Genomic DNA, 16,059 nt, shown 5'->3' with positions numbered 1-16,059 from the left:
GCGGCCGAGCCCATTCTATATCAGGGCTTTATCCAGGCGTAGGCATCAAAGGGCGGCTCCAGGGCAGGGCGGGTGACGCTGCCGGCATAGTTGGTGATGGCAGAAGCGGCGATGACTGCGATCACCTCGAGCAGCCTGCTCTCGTCGAAGCCGGCCTGAAGAAACGCGCCCACGTCCGCCTCGGTCAATCGTCCGCGGGTCTCGATCAAGGTGCGGGCAAGGTTTGAAAGCGCTGCCGACTTCGGCTCAGCCGGCAATCCGCCGTTTCTGATGGCGTCGACATCGCTGGCCGCAATGCCGTTCTCGATTGCCAGGAACGAATGAAAGCCGACAGCCCATTCGCAGGCATTGGTGACGGCGTTGGTCAGCAGCAGCACCTGGATCTGCGGCTCGGTGAAGCCGCCGCCATGCACATTCTGGAAAAGCGCTGCCAGGCAGTTGATGAGAACGGGCGATGTCGACATGGCGCCCGCGACATTTGGGATGAAGCCGAATGCATCCTCTAGGCCGCGCAGGGCGGCTTGCGATGCGGCAGGCGCCGTTTCGAGGCTATGGATCGGAAAACGAGTCATTGCATGACCTTTCAGATGTCAGGTTGAGGATCGCGGCTCCCGTGGCCGCACCTGACCCGAACATCTGAAAAACCCGGTATGGCAGCAATTAACAGGGAGGTAATAGCCGCCCGCAAGCTGCATTCAAACCTTGCCGGTCCCGACGCCGAGGCCGGCCGGCAGGATCGTGCGCCTTGACGAATACCCTATGTTTGAGGTACGTACGTCATAGTCAAGGGTGAGCGATCGTCCGACAAGAGGATGCTGTGGGAGGCAGATGCGATGACGGAATTCAGTGTCGATCCAAGGTTTGTCGTGGGGGACGAGGAGGCGCTTCGGAAGCTGTTTCAGCCGACGCATGCGCTGGCGGCGCAGAAATGCATGGGTGCGCTCGACAAACATGCCCAGGAATTCATCCGGCGATCGCCGTTCATCTGTATCGGCACCCAGAACCGGGATGGCAAGGCCGATGTCAGCCCGCGCGGCGACCCGGTCGGCTTCGTGAAGATCCTCGATCCGCACACGCTGGCGATCCCGGACCGGCCGGGGAACAATCGGCTGGATACGCTGGCGAATATTCTCACCAATCCGAGCGTCGGTCTGCTCTTCATCATCCCCGGATTTGACGACACGCTTCGCGTCAACGGCGAGGCGAGGCTCGTGACCGACCCTGATATACTCGCGGACATGGGCGTCGGCGAACGCGTGCCGAAGCTTGCGATCCTGGTCAGGGTGGGCGAGGTGTTCCTGCATTGCGCCAAGGCATTCCGGCGCTCGCATCTGTGGGATCCGGAGCACTTCCAGGATCGCAACGAGATGCCCTCGCTCTCGAAGATCATCCTGGACCAGACGTCCGGCGCTCCGGCCGATGACGGCGAAATGCGCAAGATAGATGACGCGCTCGAAGAGGCTTACAGGACGTCGCTCTATTGACGGGGAAGCGTTCGGCGTGGCGAACGTGAAAGGAATGCGGGGGAGCGCCTAGCGATGAGCCGTCGCGAGCTTTGCTGCGAGCCCGACGAAGACGAGGCCGGCAACGCGATTGAGAATGACCTGGCTTCTGTCGGAGCGCTTCAGCCAGGCGCTGATCGAGCCCGCAAGCAGCGAGATGACGGCGAAAGAGGTAAAGGCGCAGAGGATGAAGATGCCGCCGAGCTGGAGCATCTGGAAAACGATGCTGCCATTGGCGGTGGAGGTAAACTGGGGCAGAAATGCCAGGAAGAAGATCGCGACTTTCGGGTTCGTGACATTCATGACGACGCCGCGCGCCATCATCTGCCACATGGGCTTGGCTTTCGCGGTCCCGGCTTCGAGTTCATCCGGCACGGCCCGGAAGGCCTTGTAGGCGAGGTAGACAAGATAGCCGGCGCCGATGAACTTCAGTGCATCGAAGGCCAGTTGCGACGTCTGGAAAATTGCCGCGACACCGAGCGACACGGCGACGGTGTGAAAGATGAGGCCGACGCATAGGCCCGCCGTCACCGACAGTCCGACACCCCGGCCATAGATCGCCGACTGCATCAGCACGAACAGATTATCGGGGCCGGGTACCCAGCAAAGGACAGTGGCTGCGGCGGCAAACGTGATGACGGTCTCAAGCGAAAGCAATGTCGGAAACTCCCTCGGCTGATGCCCAATAGCACGCGAGCGTGGGTTAAACCATCGGCGGAGGCGTGGACACAGCGTTATCCGAAACAGGTCCGCGCCGGTGAGGCTATCCGCCTGTCGATCTGCCGAAACGGTTCAGATCGCGCGAACCTCGGCAAGCCGACTGACTGCGTACTCGTCCCGCCAGCAGACGGCGGCCTCCCATGCGGCTGATGCCTGCGCGGCAATGTCATGCGCGCCGTCGTCGAGACCGGCGGCATTGCCGGGCAGTACCAGGTCGAGGTCGGACACGTCGACGTGGGACTCGTCCCAGTCGATCAAGGCGACCCGTTCGCCGGTCATGCGGATGTTGCCAGGGTTGTTCGGGTTGCCGTGGACGACGCAAGTCCGGCGTCCGGCCAGGCGCGCCCATGCGGCCCGGCATCGGATGACGGCCTCGGGCGGCATTGCGGAGAGGTTGATCCTCGTTCCGGTTTCGGCATGCAGGAGATCGGTCGACGACCGCCAGCCCGGACGCTGCGGCCAGCCCTGCGTCGACCGGTGCAGCTCGCGGAGCGTGTCGGCGACGCGACGCCAGTCGGAATGCGTCTCCGGAGGTCCGCCTTCCATGTATTTCATCACCACCAGACCATTGGCAAACAGCCGGCCGTCAGTCGTCGGGATCGGCACCGGGACGGCCATGCCTTCCCGGTCGAGATGTTGGAGCAGCGCGGTTTCCCATGCGAGATCGGCGTCACTCCTGGAGCCGAGACGGCCGACCGCGATCTGGCCGCGGATGCGGACCCTCCACACGTCGTTGGCAACTCCACCCGCAAGCGGTTCGATGCGAACGGCGTCTTCTCCCCATTTTCCGAGCACTTCCCATCCCATCGGCGCTGTTCCTGGCGGTCATGATTGAATGACCTGAGACATGGCGAAAGTTTACGACGTCACGATGTACTCGCAAGCGGCCTTCAATCGTGGCCCTTGAGCGGGATCAGCGAAAGCAGCGCAAGCATCGAGATTGCCGCGCCGGCCATCGCCAGCGGCCAGAGGCCGACGGAAATGTAGGGAGCGACGGCAGTCGTTCCGAGCGCTGCTATGCCGAGGATCGCGGCGATGACGATTGCGGCTGCGCGCGAATGATCGCCGCGGGCAGCCGATATTGCCCGATGAAAACCGATCGGCCCGCGGATGCCGAAGCCGAAATTCAAGGCGGCCCAAAGCGGGACCAGAACGAAAAGGCTGGACGCGCCTGTCAGAGCATAGGCGAGGATGGCGAGAAAGGCGCAGGGCATGATCGCCGTGCCGATGCGGATCGTTCTCAGCGTTCCGAATTTCGCGCCGAGCCAGGCGGAGGAATTCGCGGCCAGGATGAACATGGTTATGCCGCAGACCTGCAGGATGACGAAATCCCCGATTCCCCTGTCGAGCGGGCCGGTCAGCACAGCCGGCAGGCCGAAGACGAAGACCAGGAGCGCGCCGAGCGACAGGGCCTGGCTTGCCGCATAGAGGAGGAATTCGCCATTCTTCAATATGGCGAGATAGCTGTGATGCTCTTCCATCTGCTGCGGGTGCGGGAAGGCGGCGCGCTGCCAGAAGACGGCTGCCGCTATCAGCGCCGCGGATGCCGCCAGAAGCACGAAGGAAATCTCCCAGCCTCCGAACTCCAGCAGCCAGGCACCCGCAATCGGGGCCAGCGCCGGCGCCAAGGACTCGACCGAGCCGAGCCGCCCCATGGCGGCGGCGGCCTTGTCATGCGGATAGAGGCCGTGGATGAAACCGGGCGCAAAGACGGCGGGACCGGAGCCGAAGGCCCCCTGGGCAAAGCGCAGGGCAATCAACCATTCGATCGAGGGAGATTCCGCGGCGGCCAGCGACGCGATGCCGAAGAGCGCAAGCGACCAGATCAGCAGCTTGCGCGGATCGAAGCGTGCGCCGAGCTCGCCAAAAGTGATGAGCCCCACCAGAGTGCCGAAGGCATAGGCGGCCAGCACGAGCTGGGCAATCTCGATGCTTCCGCCGAGCTGCCCCGGCAGGCTCGGAACGGCCGGAAGCACCAGATCGGTGCCGGCGATACCGAGTACGGTTCCGCTGGCGATCAGGGTGAACAGGAATGAGGTCTTCGGGCGTGCGGTCATCCGCTCTCTGGTATCAGAGCCCGATCCTGCGACCAATCGTCTCCGATCGATGTGTGCCATTCAATCATTTGATCTTTTGAGCTGCTTCAGCACGCGGCACAGGTGCGGACAGGATCGATGGAAGCAGGCGACGCGGCGCGCTGATGGCCGCCGCGTCGCCGCATCGATCAATGCGTTGCGGGTTCGAGATAGCGGCGCAGATTGTCGCTGATCTGTTCGATCGCGGCTTGCGTGGAAGGCACGTTGCGGATCGCGTTCAACAGGACGAAGTCATGGATCGTGCCGTTTGTAGCGGGCCGCGGCCACGGTCACGCCGGCTTCCTTCAGTTTGCGGGCATAGGCCTCGCCCTCGTCGCGCAGCGGATCGTTCTCGGCAGTGATGACGAGTGCCGGCGGCAGGCCCTTCAGCTGATCGATGCTGGCGCGCAGCGGCGATACATAGGGGTTGTCGCGGGTCTTGGCGTCGGGCGCGTAGAGATCCCAGCCGTATTTCATGAAGGCGCGCGCCAGGAAACGCTGTTCTCCGTATTCGTGATAGGAGCCGGTATCGACGCTGGCATCGGTCGCCGGGATCATCAGAACCTGCAAGCTGATCTTCGGTCCGTTGCGGTCCTTGGCCATGATCGACAGGGCGGCGGCCATGTTACCGCCGACCGAATTGCCGGCGACCGCGATGCGGCTGCCGTCGGCCCCGAATTCATCGGCATGGGCCGCGACCCATTTCAGCGCGGCATAGGATTGATCGAGCTGCGTGGGAAAACGTGCCTCGGGCAGGGACGTATATTCGACGAAGACGCCGACCTGGCCGGAGCCGACCACGAGATCGCGCAGCAGGCGCTGATGATTTTCATAATTGCCGACGATCCAGACGCCGCCGTGAATGAAGAGCAGCACGCCGGGTTTGCCGGTGATGTGCTCGGGCTTCATGATGTAGATCTTCACGCTCTGACCATCCTGGGTGATGGTCTGCTCGGTCGTGGTCACGCCCGACATGTCGACCGGCGTCATGTTCTGAAGCCCGGTCAGGATCTCCTGGGGCTTGGGCTGCGGCAGTTCCCAGAACGGGCTTGGATCCTTGTTGATCTCGGCAAGGAAGGCGCGGACCTGGGGGTCGATCCGCGGGTCGGTGGCAGCGTCCGGCGCCGCTTGAGCGGGCTGAATCATGAGATTTACTCCAAGGCTGAGGGTTGCGAGTAGGGGCAAGAGTTTCACGGTCTTTCTCTCCGGGAAGGTTGCACGCAGCCGCATTGGTAGCCCCCGGCCAGGAGCTTTCGCTTCTGTCAAATGACCAGTCCGGTGACAGGTCGGTGGTCAGCTTTCAGGCGTGATGGCGTCGGTCAGAATGGGACGCAGCGCCGAGCGCGACGTGACGCCGGTCTTCGCAAAGATGCGATGAAGGTGGTAGCCGACCGTGCGATGCGACAGATAGAGCCTCGCGCCGATTTCCTTGTTCGACAGGCCTTCGGCGGCAAGCTGGGCGATGTGCAGCTCCTGTGGGGTCAGCATTTCCCAGACATATTCGGTCCGCTTGCGGCTCGCTTCTCCCGAAGCGCGCAGTTCCTCGCGCGCACACGCTCGCTCCAGGGCAGGGCGCTCAGCGCATCGAAGATGTCGCGGGCCTCGCGCAAAGGCGCTCCTCGCGCATCGGCGGACCGGCGCTGGCGGCGCAGCCATATGCCATAGGCCAGCAGAAGACGTCCTCTCAGGAAAGGCCATTTGCCTGCGCCCGGCCCGAGACCCTGCAGATAGAACCGCTCGGCCTCCTCGGGTGTTGCGAGCAGCGCCCTGCCGTAGGACAGCATCGTTTCGACCCAGGGCACTGGCGACGGACCGGCGACACGCTGCATCTGCTCGATTACCTCCTCGGCCGTTTCGGCATGCCCGGAGAAGACTGCGGCCATCGACGAAATCGGCGAGACCGAAGAATTGCAGACCGGAATTGAAGGCAGGATCGGCAGGGATGAAAAGACGCCGCAGATGCTCATAGGCCTCCCAATGCCGGCCCGCGCCGATGGCGGCCGTGCCGCGCGCAATCTGCAGCATCGCCAGCAGGAAGCTCGCGCCGACAGAGACGACCAGGCGTTCGGCCTGGGCCGCAAAGGCTTGCGACTGGTCCAGATTGCCCATCATGCCCGCAAGCCTTGCCTTGACGATCGTGGCCGCGGCAATCCAGAGCGTGCCTCCCGTTTCTTCGGCGAAGCGAACGGATTCTTCGGCCTCCCGCATCGCGCCCGTCCAGTCGCCGACTTCCATTTCTGCCCAGGCCTGAGCAAAGAGCACGCGCGCGAGATCGCCGAGCCGTCCCTGATCGCGCAAGGCGGCAGCCGAGTAGGTCAGCAAACCGACGCCGAGGTCGAAGACGCCGATGACATTGGCCGTACTGCCGAGAATGCGCGCCGCGACCGGGTTGCCGCTGCTCGTGCCTGCAAGCTGCTGGAGCCTGCCCGATATCGCGCTCCCGAGGTGAAGCGGCTCGACGTAAGCGGATATGGCGATCAGGCGTGGATCGGTGTCGGGCAAGTCGAGCCTGTTTGCGGCCATCAGGATGCTTTTGCGAAGATCCGCCTGCGCATTGCTCCACCAGCAGCGCTGGGCAGCGCGCCAGAGCAGGTTGCTTGCCAGATCCGTGGCGCCGGCAGCATGGGCCTCGGCGGCGAGGCCAACCAGACTGGGGATTTTCGTGGGGTCGTTGACCATCGGAGGCTGGCCCATCTCGCGGCACCAGCCGATCCGCGCCGATGCGACGGGATCAGCCTCGCTGACATTGGCCTGGCGCAGCAGACGCTCCAGCAGCTCCGGCTGGCCGAGATCGGCGGCAAGCTCGGCGGCACGCAGGAAACGGTCGCTCCTGGCTTTCGGCGTGCCGCTCAGCGCCGCCGCCCTTTCGAGAACCTCGATTGCCATGGCGACGGCACCTTTGCGCAAGGCGCGGCCGGCCATCGCATCATATTCGCCCGCCAGCTCTTCATCCGGTCCGATCGTCGCCGCCGCTCGATGCCATAAATGCCGGTCCAGCTCCTGATGAACGATCGCGGCAAGGGCGGCATGGATCCTGTGCCGCGTCGCCAGATCTGCCGCCTGGTGCATTGCCGAGCGCACCAGCGGATGCCGGAACCGCACCTCCGTTTCGTCAAGGTCGATCAGCCTGGCGGCAATGGCAGGCGTCAGGGCACTGACATCCACTTCTGCGCCCAATACGGCTTTGCCGGCGCGCAGGATTTCGTGGAGCGATGTCCCGTCGTTTTCCGCCGCGACGAACAGCAGCATCCGGGTTGCAGCGGGAAGATCTGCCAGACGGGACGAGAAGGCGCGTTCCAGGCGTTCCGTCAGCGGAAGCCATGTCGGATCCCTGATATCAGCCGCTCGCCTGTCGCGTGGCAGTTCCAGGAGGGCGAGGGGATTGCCCGCGGCCTCCTGGAGGAAGCGGCTGCGCAGATCGGCCGAAAGATCAGGAGCATGGGCGTCCAGCAGGTGTTCGGCGTCGGCCTCGCCGAGCCCCGAAAGCCGAAGCCGCAGGTGGGAGGGATCGTCGAACAGGCGGTCGAAGCCGTCGCGCATGGCCACGAACAGAACGATAGGATCCGAACTCAGCCTGCGGGAGATGAAGGCCAGCACCTCATAGGTCGCCTCGTCCAGCCACTGGGCGTCATCGGCAATGAGCAGGATGGGGCTTCGCGCCGCACTTTCCGTCAGAAGGGACAGTGCCGCGAGCGCCACGAGGAAGATGTCGGGTGGGCCTGTGTCATCATGCATGCCGAAGGCGGAGAACAGGGCAGATCGCTGACGGGGGACCAGGTTGACGGCCTCCTTCATCAGCGGGCGGAGCGCCTGCTCGAGCGCTGCGAAGGGCAGATGAACCTCGGCCAGAACGCCGGTCATGCTCAGGACCGTCAGATCGCGCTCGCGGGCCTGATGCCTGGCCTGCTCGAGGAGGGCGGATTTTCCGATCCCGGGCTCGCCGCTGATCACGAGCGTCGACCCGCCCTGGTCGATCCGCGCGATCATCCTGTCGATCAGGGCAATGTCGCGATCCCGGCCCTGCAGGAATTCGGGGCCGGAGACGCGTGCAGACCGGGCGGGCGCGCCCTTGCCTTGTCTGCGCCGCGGCGCCCCGATCTTTTCCGACTGCTTGGCCATCAATCTAACGCTGCCTGCTCTGATCCGCGCGCAGGAATGCAAACGAATCGAATCCCGGACCATGGTTCGGCAACTGCCGAAGCGTCGCCTTGTCATGGAGCGTGCCATTCGCGGGCATGTCCGTAAAGCAGCTTCGATACGGGCAAGGGAACCCGGATTGCACGAGGAAGAAAGAGCGCCGCCGTTGCGATCAAATCGTGCCGACGCGCAGCGACGTTCGCAAATTTGTCATATCCGCTGGTTAGAAGCGGCGGCCTGCGCGCAGCCTGTCGAGGGACTCAGCTGCTGCGCCTTCCTTTTCCTGGAACGAGAGCCATGCAGCAAAACAATCCGGCAGTGATCATCGAGGGTGCAACCGTGGTTTTCGGCGACCGTCTGGAGAGCGCCTCCGTGCGTATCGAAGACGGCCGGATCACCGGTATCGACGGCGCGCGCGACGGCGCTGATGTCATCGACGGACGCGGCCATCTGCTCAGCCCGGCCTTCGTTGACATTCACGGCGATGCCTTCGAGCGGCAGGTCATGCCGCGGCCCGGCACCATGCTGCCGGTCGCGGCCGCGCTGCTCGAGACCGACCGCCAGCTTGCCGCCAACGGCATCGCAACGGCCTATCACGCGCTGACGCTCAGCTGGGAGCCCGGGCTGCGCTCGGTCGAAACCGGTTATGCGATCGTGCGTGCGCTCGACACGCTCACGCCGCGGCTGACGGTGGACAATCGCGTGCAGCTGCGCTGGGAAACCTTCTGCTTCGAGGCGATCGATCTCATTCGCGAGGCGCTTGCCGGTCCGCGCCTGCCGTCGATTGCCTTCAACGACCATACGTCGATGGTGATGCTGCATCCGTCGATCCCGCTGCAGGAGCGGCCGTTCGACCTCGATCCGGCCTTCCCGACCGTGGATCCCGAAACGCCCAGCTTCACCGAGAAGATGGCCGAACGCGCCAAACGGGCAAAAATTCCGGTGGCCGACATGGTCGCGCTCGTGCGCAGCATGTGGGAACGCCGTCCTGAAGTGCCCGGCGCGATCGAGGAAGTCGCGGCCCTCGGCAAGGCCGCGGGCGCGCCGATGCTGTCGCATGACGACAGCCAGATCGAAACGCGCGATTTCTTCCGCCTGCGCGGCGCGCGGATCTGCGAATTCCCGATGAACCGTAGGGTGGCGCGGGCGGCCCGCGATGCCGGCGACTTCATCGTCTTCGGCGCACCGAACGCGACGCGCGGCGGCAGCCATCTCGCCTCGATCGGTGCGGCCGACATGATCCGCGAGGGGCTCTGCGACATTCTCGCCTCGGACTATTACTATCCGGCGATGCTGCTCGGCCTCGCAAGGCTGAAGGCCGACGGCGTGGCACCGCTCCATGCGCTCTGGCCGCTCGTGTCAGGCAACCCGGCACAGGCCTCCGGCCTTGCCGATCGCGGCGTCATCGAGATCGGCAAGCGGGCGGATCTCGTGCTGGTCGACTGGCCCGAGGGCGGAGCACCCGCCGTTCGCCGCACCTGGGTCGGCGGCCGCGAAGCCTATCGCGCGGCACCCGCGGGCGAGCTGGTAACGGCCTGACAGCGGCGGGATATCACCCGGAACTGTCCGATCCATATCTGCGCGCTACATCGCAGATATGGAAACGCTCTATGTCCTGCTCATATTCGCTGTAGCCGTTGCCGCCATCTATCTGGCCGGCAAGTGGAATACATCCGACGCCGACCACTATATGGGCTTCGACAACCTGCGTTCGCGCGGCAAGCCCAAGACCTCTGATGGCGACAGGGATGCGGAAAAGGAATGAAGCCCTCATGGGGATGCGACAGGCGGGCCTGATCGGGAAGGCGCGCTGTTTTAGCTGAACATTCTCGCCTTTAAACCAGCCACAACTTCGTCCGACACCTGGCGCAATTCGTCTCTCGAAGCACCATCATAGGCCTGGACGGACAGGCCCTGCAGGACGGCGACAAGATAGCGGGCCAGCGAGAGGGCGCGGTCGCGGTCCAGCCAGTGCCCGAGCGTTGCTGCGATCATGTCGCGCATCGTGTCTCGGCGTTCCGCCAGTTCGCGCGCGAGTTCCGCGTGGTCGGGGCCGCACTGGATCATGCCGCTCGAAATCATGCAGCCCCGCTCTCCGGCCGGGTCGATGACGGCGTCGATTGCCTTGTGGAGCAGGGTTTCGACGGTCTCCTGAAGGGTCTTGGTGGGTTTGATATCCCAGACCGGCCCGCGCAAGCCGAAATAGCGTTCGAGCGCCTCGCGGTAGAGGCCGGCTTTGCTGCCGAAGGCAGAATAGAGGCTCGGGGGCGCGACCCCGATTGCCGCCGTCAGGTCGTTCAGCGAGACACCTTCGTATCCATGCCGCCAGAAGAGCCGCATGGCGATGTCGATCGCCTCGTCCCGGTCGAAGGTTCGCGGGCCGCCGCGGCGTGTTTTCACAACCTTATCCATAGCGATCACTAAAGACTGCTTGACAGTAAAAGGCAAGCGTTTAGTTTGTAGTGATCACTAAAAATAAGGATTTTGGCATGATGAGAATAATGCGCGGTATCTGGGTGGTGGTCCTGCTGGCGGGACTGTCTTCCGTGGCGATGGCCGCGGAGAAGAATTACACGGTGAAGGCGCCCGATGGCGTCGAGATCGCGGTTCAGGAAGCGGGCGATCCCGCCGGGCCGGCGATCGTTTTCATCCACGGCCTGCTCGGCAGCCATCTCAACTGGGACATGCAGGTCGGCAGCCCCGAGCTGCAGAAGTTTCGGCTGATCAGCTACGACATGCGCGGCCACGGCCTGTCGGGCAAGCCTGACGATGCCGAGGCCTATCGCGACGGGAGCCGCTGGGCCGACGATCTCTCGGCGGTTCTCAAGGAGACGGGTGTTCGCAAGCCCGTCCTCGTCGGCTGGTCGCTCGGCGGCGTCGTCATCTCGAACTATCTTGCCGCCCATGGCGACGGCGCCATTGCCGGCGTCGTCTATGTCGACGGGGTGATTGAACTCAATGCTGCGCTGATCACCGCGCATCCCGATGTCTATGCCGGCATGGCCTCGGATGAGCTGAAGGTGCATCTCGATGCGGTGAAAACCTTCCTGGCCCTGTGTTTTGCAACGCAGCCGGATGCGGCAACCTTCGAGCGCCTGCTCTCCAATGCCGCGATGGCCTCATGGATCATGACGCGGACAGTGCCGTCGATGACCGTTTCGGCTGCCGAGGGCCTGGGCAAAGCGCACGTTCCGGTTCTGCTGCTCTATGGCGGCAAGGACGATCTGGTGAATGTCGAGCCGAGCATCGCGCGCGCCCGGGCGCTCAATCCCGCCGTTCGGGAAAAGATCTATGCGCAGTCTGGCCACGCGCCATTCCTGGAGGAAGCGCCGCGCTTCAACCGCGACCTGGCGGAGTTCCGGGACTCGGTTTCCGGCAAGTGAATTTGGTAAAGGGAGCGGGCAGGGTGCTCGCTCCCTTTCTGCTTCTGTCGCGACATCTTCTCTCGGCGCAAGGCACGCCTCAATATATGGCCCCACGCCCGAGTGCCGCCGATTGCTCCAACGTAATGGCATGGCCGAGCGGATCGGCGTGGCGATGGGCAAGCCGCCACTCTCCGTCCTCGCGCCGATAGACGAGCGTCACCCGCAACGCCCAATCCTGTGCGGGCAGGCCGCCGACTTCGACGTGGGCGCGCTCGATGACGGCGAGCACGATCATGTCGGTGCCAGCATAGGTTTGGACGACTTCCTGTTTCAGCGTGCCGTTCCTGAAGAACTGCCGCATGCCATCCCAGGTCTTTTCGGTGAAGCCGGCCTCGTGGGACGGTGTGCCGCCGAAGGGCGACATCAGCGTGAAGTCCTGCGTGCGCGGCACGAGCGCCCGGTAGGTGTCGACATCGCCGCGCATCAGCGCGGCATTGGCCTCCTCCGATATCCGGGCGAGATCGGCTGCCGGCATATCGGCCTTGATGTCGCGGACATTGCCGGCAAGGGAGGCAAGACCGGCGGTGCCGGCAACGAGAAGGGATCGTCTTGAAGGTGACATGAGATTTCCTTTGCTAGCCTGGTCCTTTGCTAGTCTGGTCCTTTGCCGGCCTGGGGTTCAGAAGCGCTGCTGCGGAGCCTGCATGTTCAGACAATGCCGGTTTTCGGATGCTGAAGCCAATGATATGATTTCAGCGATATGCTGAATGAAACTGATCTCTCGCGCGCCGATCTCAATCTCCTCGTGCTTTTCGAAGCCGTCATCGAGGAGGGCCATGTCGGCCGCGCCGCCGACCGGCTGAACATCTCACCGTCAGCCGTCAGCCACGGGCTTCAGCGCCTGCGGCGAATGCTCAACGATCCGCTGTTCGTGAGGACGCCGAGAGGCGTGGTGGCGACGGCGCGCGCGATGGAGCTTGCAGCACCTGTTGCCGAGATTCTCGCCAGGGTGCGAAGCGTGATAGCGACGGCCGAGCCCTTCGATCCGGCGAGGTCTAGCCGCCGCTTCACGCTGGGGGCGCCGGATGGTGTTTCCGCGGTCTTCCTGTCCGCGCTGCTCTCGGGATTGGAAAGGACGGCGCCTGAGATCGATATCAGCATACGCCAGCTGCTGCCGGAGCAGGGCGAAAGCGCGCCTGCGCGGGCCTGGCGCAATGCGTTTGGCGAGCTGGAAGCGCGCGCCATGGACATTGCGATCGTGCCTTCCGATGACATTCCGGCGCGCTTCCACAGCCTGACGCTCTATGAGGAGGACTTCGTCATTGCCATGCGCGCCGGTCATCCTTTCGCTGAGGAACCGACGCTCGACCGCTATGTCGGGATGCGCCACCTCGTCGTTTCACTTGGTGGCGATCCGCACGGTTTCGTCGACACGGCCCTCGAACAGTTGGGCTTGAGCAGGCGGATGGCGCTGACTGTGCCAAACTTCATGTTCGCGCTCGCCATCGCCGGCGAGAGCGACATGCTGGTCGCAGTTCCCCGGCGCTTTGCCGCAATATACGCCCCGCGCTTTGGCCTTGTGACGGTGGATGCGCCTTTGCCTTTGCCGCGTTTCCGGCTGAGCGCGGTCGCCCCGCGCGCCGCGATGATGGATGCGGGCCTCAGCTGGCTGTTCGGGATGCTGCTATCGGCGTGCGAGGGTTCTGCGGGATCGGCCTGACCGGGAACGAAGGAATGCTCTCGGCCCCTGGTGAACAGAATGCTCATCGACTGCTCGCTCCAGATTGTCCCGCCAGTTCGTAGCGGGCGCGGCTCAGGCTGACCAGGCTGGCAATTGCCGCGCAGGCAGCCGACAGGACGACCGCAGATTCGAGCGCGGCAGAGAGCGGCAATGTCGCGAAGATCAGCGACATGGAGATCCCGCCCAGGGTCTGGCCGAGAAGCCGCGCAGTGCCTTGCATGGCGCCTGCCGCGCCGCTTCTGGCTTTCGGAGCCGAGAGCAGCAGAATGCGGTTGTTCGGCGTCTGGAACAGGCCGAAACCCAGGCCGGCAATCACCGTGCCGACCAGAAACGCGATGCCTCTCGGATCGGGCGGGCAGAGAGCGGCCACAAGGAGACCGACAGCCAGCAGCGCGCCGCCTGTCGCGCAGAGCCATGCGGTCTTGACGCGGTTTGCCAGACGTCCCGAAAATGGCGCGATGATCGCGGTCGCAACCGGCCAGGGCATCATGTAGAGACCGGCCAGAACCGGGGTCATGTGCAGGCTGTGCTGGAGATAGAAGGGCAGCGCGATGTAGCTCAGCATCTGGCCGCAGAAGCAGGATATCGAGGCGATGACCGCCACGCGGAATGCGGGTGCCGCCAGGAGATCCGTCGGAATGATCGGGGCATCGCTTTTGCGTTCCAGGCGCAGCAGGACGACTAGGCAAGCTACCGAGGCGGCAATGAGGACCGTGCCGCTTGCCGGCGCGGTCGCTATCCGGTCGGTGCCGCAGAAGAAGAGGATGAACATCGACGTGTTGGCCAGCAAGGCCTTGACGTTCAGCTTTCGCTTCGTGCCCTGCATCTTCTCCAGCAGACCGCCGCTGAGCAGCACGATGATGCCGAGCGGTATATTGACCGCAAAGAGCCAGGGCCAGGTCGTGACGGAAAGGATGGCGCCGGCAATGCCCGGACCGGCAGCGGAAGAAATCGCGATGACCATGGCATTGACGCCGATGATCGGACCCAGCATGTGCTGCGGCAAGGCCGAGCGCAGGTTCATCATGGCAAGTGCCATGATCGCGCCCGCGCCGAGGCCCTGCGCGAAACGGGCAAGGATCAGCAGGGAAAGGTCGCCTGCGAAGGCGCAGGCAGCCGAAGCCGCTGTGAACAGCGCGACGCCGATCAGGAAGACCCGCCGCGCGCCATAGACTTCCCCGAGCGCGCCACACGGAAGAAGGGCGACCAGCACGGCCAGCTGATAGGCTGAGACGACCCATACGGTGCTGCCCGCTTCCACGTGCAGCGAAAGCGCGATCGTGGGCAGGGCGACGTTGGCAATGGCTCCATCAAGAACGACGAGAACGGCGGAGAGAAGGATGAGTGCGATGGCCATGTACTGTCGAGGCGATGCCGGGCCATCCTGAGAAATCGGTGCGGTAGAGGCGAGGGACATTGAGAAACTCCCAATCGTTGTCGGATGGCCGACCAGTTAGGCCTTGACGGCTACAAGCGCCAGACGCAACGAAATCAAACGACTGTTGCATCAAACGCCATGCCTGAGTAAATTGAGCCATGTCCGATCTCGACCTCAATCTTCTGGTGGCACTCGATGCGCTGCTGCGCGAGAGAAGCGTATCGGCCGCCGCGCGCCGGCTTGGCCTCAGTACATCAGCCATGAGCCGGACACTGTCACGATTGAGGGCTGCGCTCGGCGATCCGATCCTTGTGCCGGCCGGGCGCGGCATGGTCGCAACGCCCCATGCCCTGGCGATCGCCGAAGACGTGCATTCGTTGAGAGAAGCCGTGAAAGCGGTGCTCAGTCCGCCGTCAACAGTGGAAATCCGCGAGGTGCGCCGCGATTTCACCATCCGTGCCAATGAGGCGTTCGTGCTTATTTTTGCCGCGGGCCTGAGCGCTGCTGTGGCGAACACGGCACCAGGGATAAGGCTTCGGTTTGCGCCGCGAGCGGACAAGGACGTTCAATCCCTGAGAGACGCGGCCGTGGATCTCGATATCGGCGTCCTGCCGACGGAGAGCGGGGAACTTCGTTGCCAGACCCTTTTTCAAGACCGGTATGTGGGTCTTGCACGGACAGGACACCCAATTTTCGATGCAGATCCGATCACGGTCGAGAGCTATTCCGCCTGGGGCCACGTACTGTTTTCACCGCACGCGGATTTTGCCGGCCCGGTCGACAGGGCGCTCGCCGAACTCGGCGTCTACCGCGACGTCAGACTGATCGTGCCAAGCTTTCCAACAGTAATCGCGGTTGCGGCGGCATCCGATTTGATCGGCGCGATTCCGAATTCCTATCGCAAATCCGCCGCAACAAGCCAGATCAGGACTTTCGAGCTGCCGGTCGCGGTGCCGGGTTTCGACATCGTCCAGGCGTGGCACCCGCGGATGGATGCAGATCCCGTTCATCGTTGGCTGAGAGCGCTGATCTTCGAGACGTTCAAGTCAATGAACTGAATGCGCATTCGATAGTGAAAAGGACGGGCATCGGGGCAAGGCAGACGCTGTTCGTCGCCGTGCGCCGGCCGCTTTTGCGCGTG

At 63.8% G+C, this 16,059-nt stretch carries 15 protein-coding genes; 6 read left to right on the top strand and 9 right to left on the bottom strand.

What is annotated here, in order from left to right:
• Positions 1 to 20 precede the first annotated feature (20 nt).
• Positions 21 to 572: a carboxymuconolactone decarboxylase family protein gene (locus LVY75_21675; protein ID XAZ21439.1), complete on the bottom strand. Its 552-nt coding sequence runs from the start codon at positions 570 to 572 to the stop codon at positions 21 to 23.
• A gap of 261 nt (positions 573 to 833) precedes the next feature.
• On the opposite strand from LVY75_21675, the gene LVY75_21670 reads away from it, so the two are divergent.
• Positions 834 to 1,484, top strand: a complete 651-nt coding sequence (locus LVY75_21670) for a pyridoxamine 5'-phosphate oxidase family protein (protein ID XAZ21438.1) — start codon at positions 834 to 836, stop codon at positions 1,482 to 1,484.
• 48 nt (positions 1,485 to 1,532) lie between these two features.
• On the opposite strand, the gene LVY75_21665 is transcribed toward LVY75_21670, so the two are convergent.
• From LVY75_21665 to LVY75_21645, 5 genes are all read right to left on the bottom strand, one after another.
• The gene (locus LVY75_21665) at positions 1,533 to 2,159 is read right to left on the bottom strand and encodes a LysE family translocator (GenBank protein ID XAZ21437.1); all 627 of its coding nucleotides are present in this window, start codon (positions 2,157 to 2,159) and stop codon (positions 1,533 to 1,535) included.
• Between the two features lie 135 nt (positions 2,160 to 2,294).
• The gene (locus LVY75_21660; protein XAZ21436.1) at positions 2,295 to 3,029 is read right to left on the bottom strand and encodes a phosphotransferase; all 735 of its coding nucleotides are present in this window, start codon (positions 3,027 to 3,029) and stop codon (positions 2,295 to 2,297) included.
• Positions 3,030 to 3,112: 83 nt separating this feature from the next.
• Positions 3,113 to 4,279, bottom strand: coding sequence for an MFS transporter (locus LVY75_21655; protein XAZ21435.1), 1,167 nt, complete (start codon positions 4,277 to 4,279; stop codon positions 3,113 to 3,115).
• 270 nt (positions 4,280 to 4,549) lie between these two features.
• Positions 4,550 to 5,443: an alpha/beta hydrolase gene (locus LVY75_21650; GenBank protein XAZ21434.1), complete on the bottom strand. Its 894-nt coding sequence runs from the start codon at positions 5,441 to 5,443 to the stop codon at positions 4,550 to 4,552.
• A gap of 147 nt (positions 5,444 to 5,590) precedes the next feature.
• Positions 5,591 to 8,416 carry an AAA family ATPase gene (locus tag LVY75_21645; GenBank protein ID XAZ21433.1) on the bottom strand — a complete coding sequence of 942 codons (2,826 nt, stop codon included), beginning with the start codon at positions 8,414 to 8,416 and terminating at the stop codon, positions 5,591 to 5,593.
• A 315-nt stretch (positions 8,417 to 8,731) separates the two neighbouring features.
• Between LVY75_21645 and LVY75_21640 the strand changes: the two genes are divergently transcribed.
• The gene (locus LVY75_21640) at positions 8,732 to 9,973 is read left to right on the top strand and encodes an alpha-D-ribose 1-methylphosphonate 5-triphosphate diphosphatase (GenBank protein XAZ21432.1); all 1,242 of its coding nucleotides are present in this window, start codon (positions 8,732 to 8,734) and stop codon (positions 9,971 to 9,973) included.
• Between the two features lie 58 nt (positions 9,974 to 10,031).
• On the top strand, positions 10,032 to 10,199 hold the full coding sequence (locus tag LVY75_21635) for a hypothetical protein (protein XAZ21431.1): 168 nt from the start codon (positions 10,032 to 10,034) through the stop codon (positions 10,197 to 10,199).
• 50 nt (positions 10,200 to 10,249) lie between these two features.
• Here the strand turns inward: LVY75_21635 and LVY75_21630 are convergent, their stop codons facing one another.
• Positions 10,250 to 10,846 carry a TetR/AcrR family transcriptional regulator gene (locus LVY75_21630; GenBank protein ID XAZ21430.1) on the bottom strand — a complete coding sequence of 199 codons (597 nt, stop codon included), beginning with the start codon at positions 10,844 to 10,846 and terminating at the stop codon, positions 10,250 to 10,252.
• Positions 10,847 to 10,923: 77 nt separating this feature from the next.
• Between LVY75_21630 and LVY75_21625 the strand changes: the two genes are divergently transcribed.
• On the top strand, positions 10,924 to 11,817 hold the full coding sequence (locus LVY75_21625) for an alpha/beta hydrolase (GenBank protein XAZ21429.1): 894 nt from the start codon (positions 10,924 to 10,926) through the stop codon (positions 11,815 to 11,817).
• Between the two features lie 79 nt (positions 11,818 to 11,896).
• Here the strand turns inward: LVY75_21625 and LVY75_21620 are convergent, their stop codons facing one another.
• Positions 11,897 to 12,421, bottom strand: coding sequence for a nuclear transport factor 2 family protein (locus LVY75_21620; protein XAZ21428.1), 525 nt, complete (start codon positions 12,419 to 12,421; stop codon positions 11,897 to 11,899).
• Positions 12,422 to 12,559: 138 nt separating this feature from the next.
• Between LVY75_21620 and LVY75_21615 the strand changes: the two genes are divergently transcribed.
• Positions 12,560 to 13,519 carry a LysR family transcriptional regulator gene (locus LVY75_21615; GenBank protein XAZ21427.1) on the top strand — a complete coding sequence of 320 codons (960 nt, stop codon included), beginning with the start codon at positions 12,560 to 12,562 and terminating at the stop codon, positions 13,517 to 13,519.
• Between the two features lie 43 nt (positions 13,520 to 13,562).
• Here LVY75_21615 and LVY75_21610 read toward each other — a convergent pair whose 3' ends face one another.
• Positions 13,563 to 14,897 (bottom strand): MFS transporter, encoded by a 1,335-nt coding sequence (locus LVY75_21610; protein ID XAZ25796.1) that lies wholly within the window; start codon positions 14,895 to 14,897, stop codon positions 13,563 to 13,565.
• A gap of 179 nt (positions 14,898 to 15,076) precedes the next feature.
• On the opposite strand from LVY75_21610, the gene LVY75_21605 reads away from it, so the two are divergent.
• On the top strand, positions 15,077 to 15,976 hold the full coding sequence (locus tag LVY75_21605; protein ID XAZ21426.1) for a LysR substrate-binding domain-containing protein: 900 nt from the start codon (positions 15,077 to 15,079) through the stop codon (positions 15,974 to 15,976).
• Positions 15,977 to 16,059 lie beyond the last annotated feature (83 nt).

This window comes from Sinorhizobium sp. B11, assembly GCA_039725955.1.
Lineage (GTDB): Bacteria > Pseudomonadota > Alphaproteobacteria > Rhizobiales > Rhizobiaceae > Rhizobium.
This window is presented reverse-complemented; position numbering and strand designations above follow the sequence as displayed.

What these genes read in the sequence shown, in the direction of transcription:
- LVY75_21610 (XAZ25796.1), bottom strand. Translation starts at nt 14,897, where the DNA reads ATGGCCATCGCACTCATCCTTCTCTCCGCCGTTCTCGTCGTTCTTGAT.
- LVY75_21620 (XAZ21428.1), bottom strand. Translation starts at nt 12,421, where the DNA reads ATGTCACCTTCAAGACGATCCCTTCTCGTTGCCGGCACCGCCGGTCTT.
- LVY75_21625 (XAZ21429.1), top strand. Translation starts at nt 10,924, where the DNA reads ATGATGAGAATAATGCGCGGTATCTGGGTGGTGGTCCTGCTGGCGGGA.
- LVY75_21640 (XAZ21432.1), top strand. Translation starts at nt 8,732, where the DNA reads ATGCAGCAAAACAATCCGGCAGTGATCATCGAGGGTGCAACCGTGGTT.
- LVY75_21615 (XAZ21427.1), top strand. Translation starts at nt 12,560, where the DNA reads ATGCTGAATGAAACTGATCTCTCGCGCGCCGATCTCAATCTCCTCGTG.
- LVY75_21660 (XAZ21436.1), bottom strand. Translation starts at nt 3,029, where the DNA reads ATGGGATGGGAAGTGCTCGGAAAATGGGGAGAAGACGCCGTTCGCATC.
- LVY75_21655 (XAZ21435.1), bottom strand. Translation starts at nt 4,279, where the DNA reads ATGACCGCACGCCCGAAGACCTCATTCCTGTTCACCCTGATCGCCAGC.
- LVY75_21605 (XAZ21426.1), top strand. Translation starts at nt 15,077, where the DNA reads ATGTCCGATCTCGACCTCAATCTTCTGGTGGCACTCGATGCGCTGCTG.
- LVY75_21630 (XAZ21430.1), bottom strand. Translation starts at nt 10,846, where the DNA reads ATGGATAAGGTTGTGAAAACACGCCGCGGCGGCCCGCGAACCTTCGAC.
- LVY75_21635 (XAZ21431.1), top strand. Translation starts at nt 10,032, where the DNA reads ATGGAAACGCTCTATGTCCTGCTCATATTCGCTGTAGCCGTTGCCGCC.
- LVY75_21645 (XAZ21433.1), bottom strand. Translation starts at nt 8,416, where the DNA reads ATGGCCAAGCAGTCGGAAAAGATCGGGGCGCCGCGGCGCAGACAAGGC.
- LVY75_21675 (XAZ21439.1), bottom strand. Translation starts at nt 572, where the DNA reads ATGACTCGTTTTCCGATCCATAGCCTCGAAACGGCGCCTGCCGCATCG.
- LVY75_21650 (XAZ21434.1), bottom strand. Translation starts at nt 5,443, where the DNA reads ATGATTCAGCCCGCTCAAGCGGCGCCGGACGCTGCCACCGACCCGCGG.
- LVY75_21670 (XAZ21438.1), top strand. Translation starts at nt 834, where the DNA reads ATGACGGAATTCAGTGTCGATCCAAGGTTTGTCGTGGGGGACGAGGAG.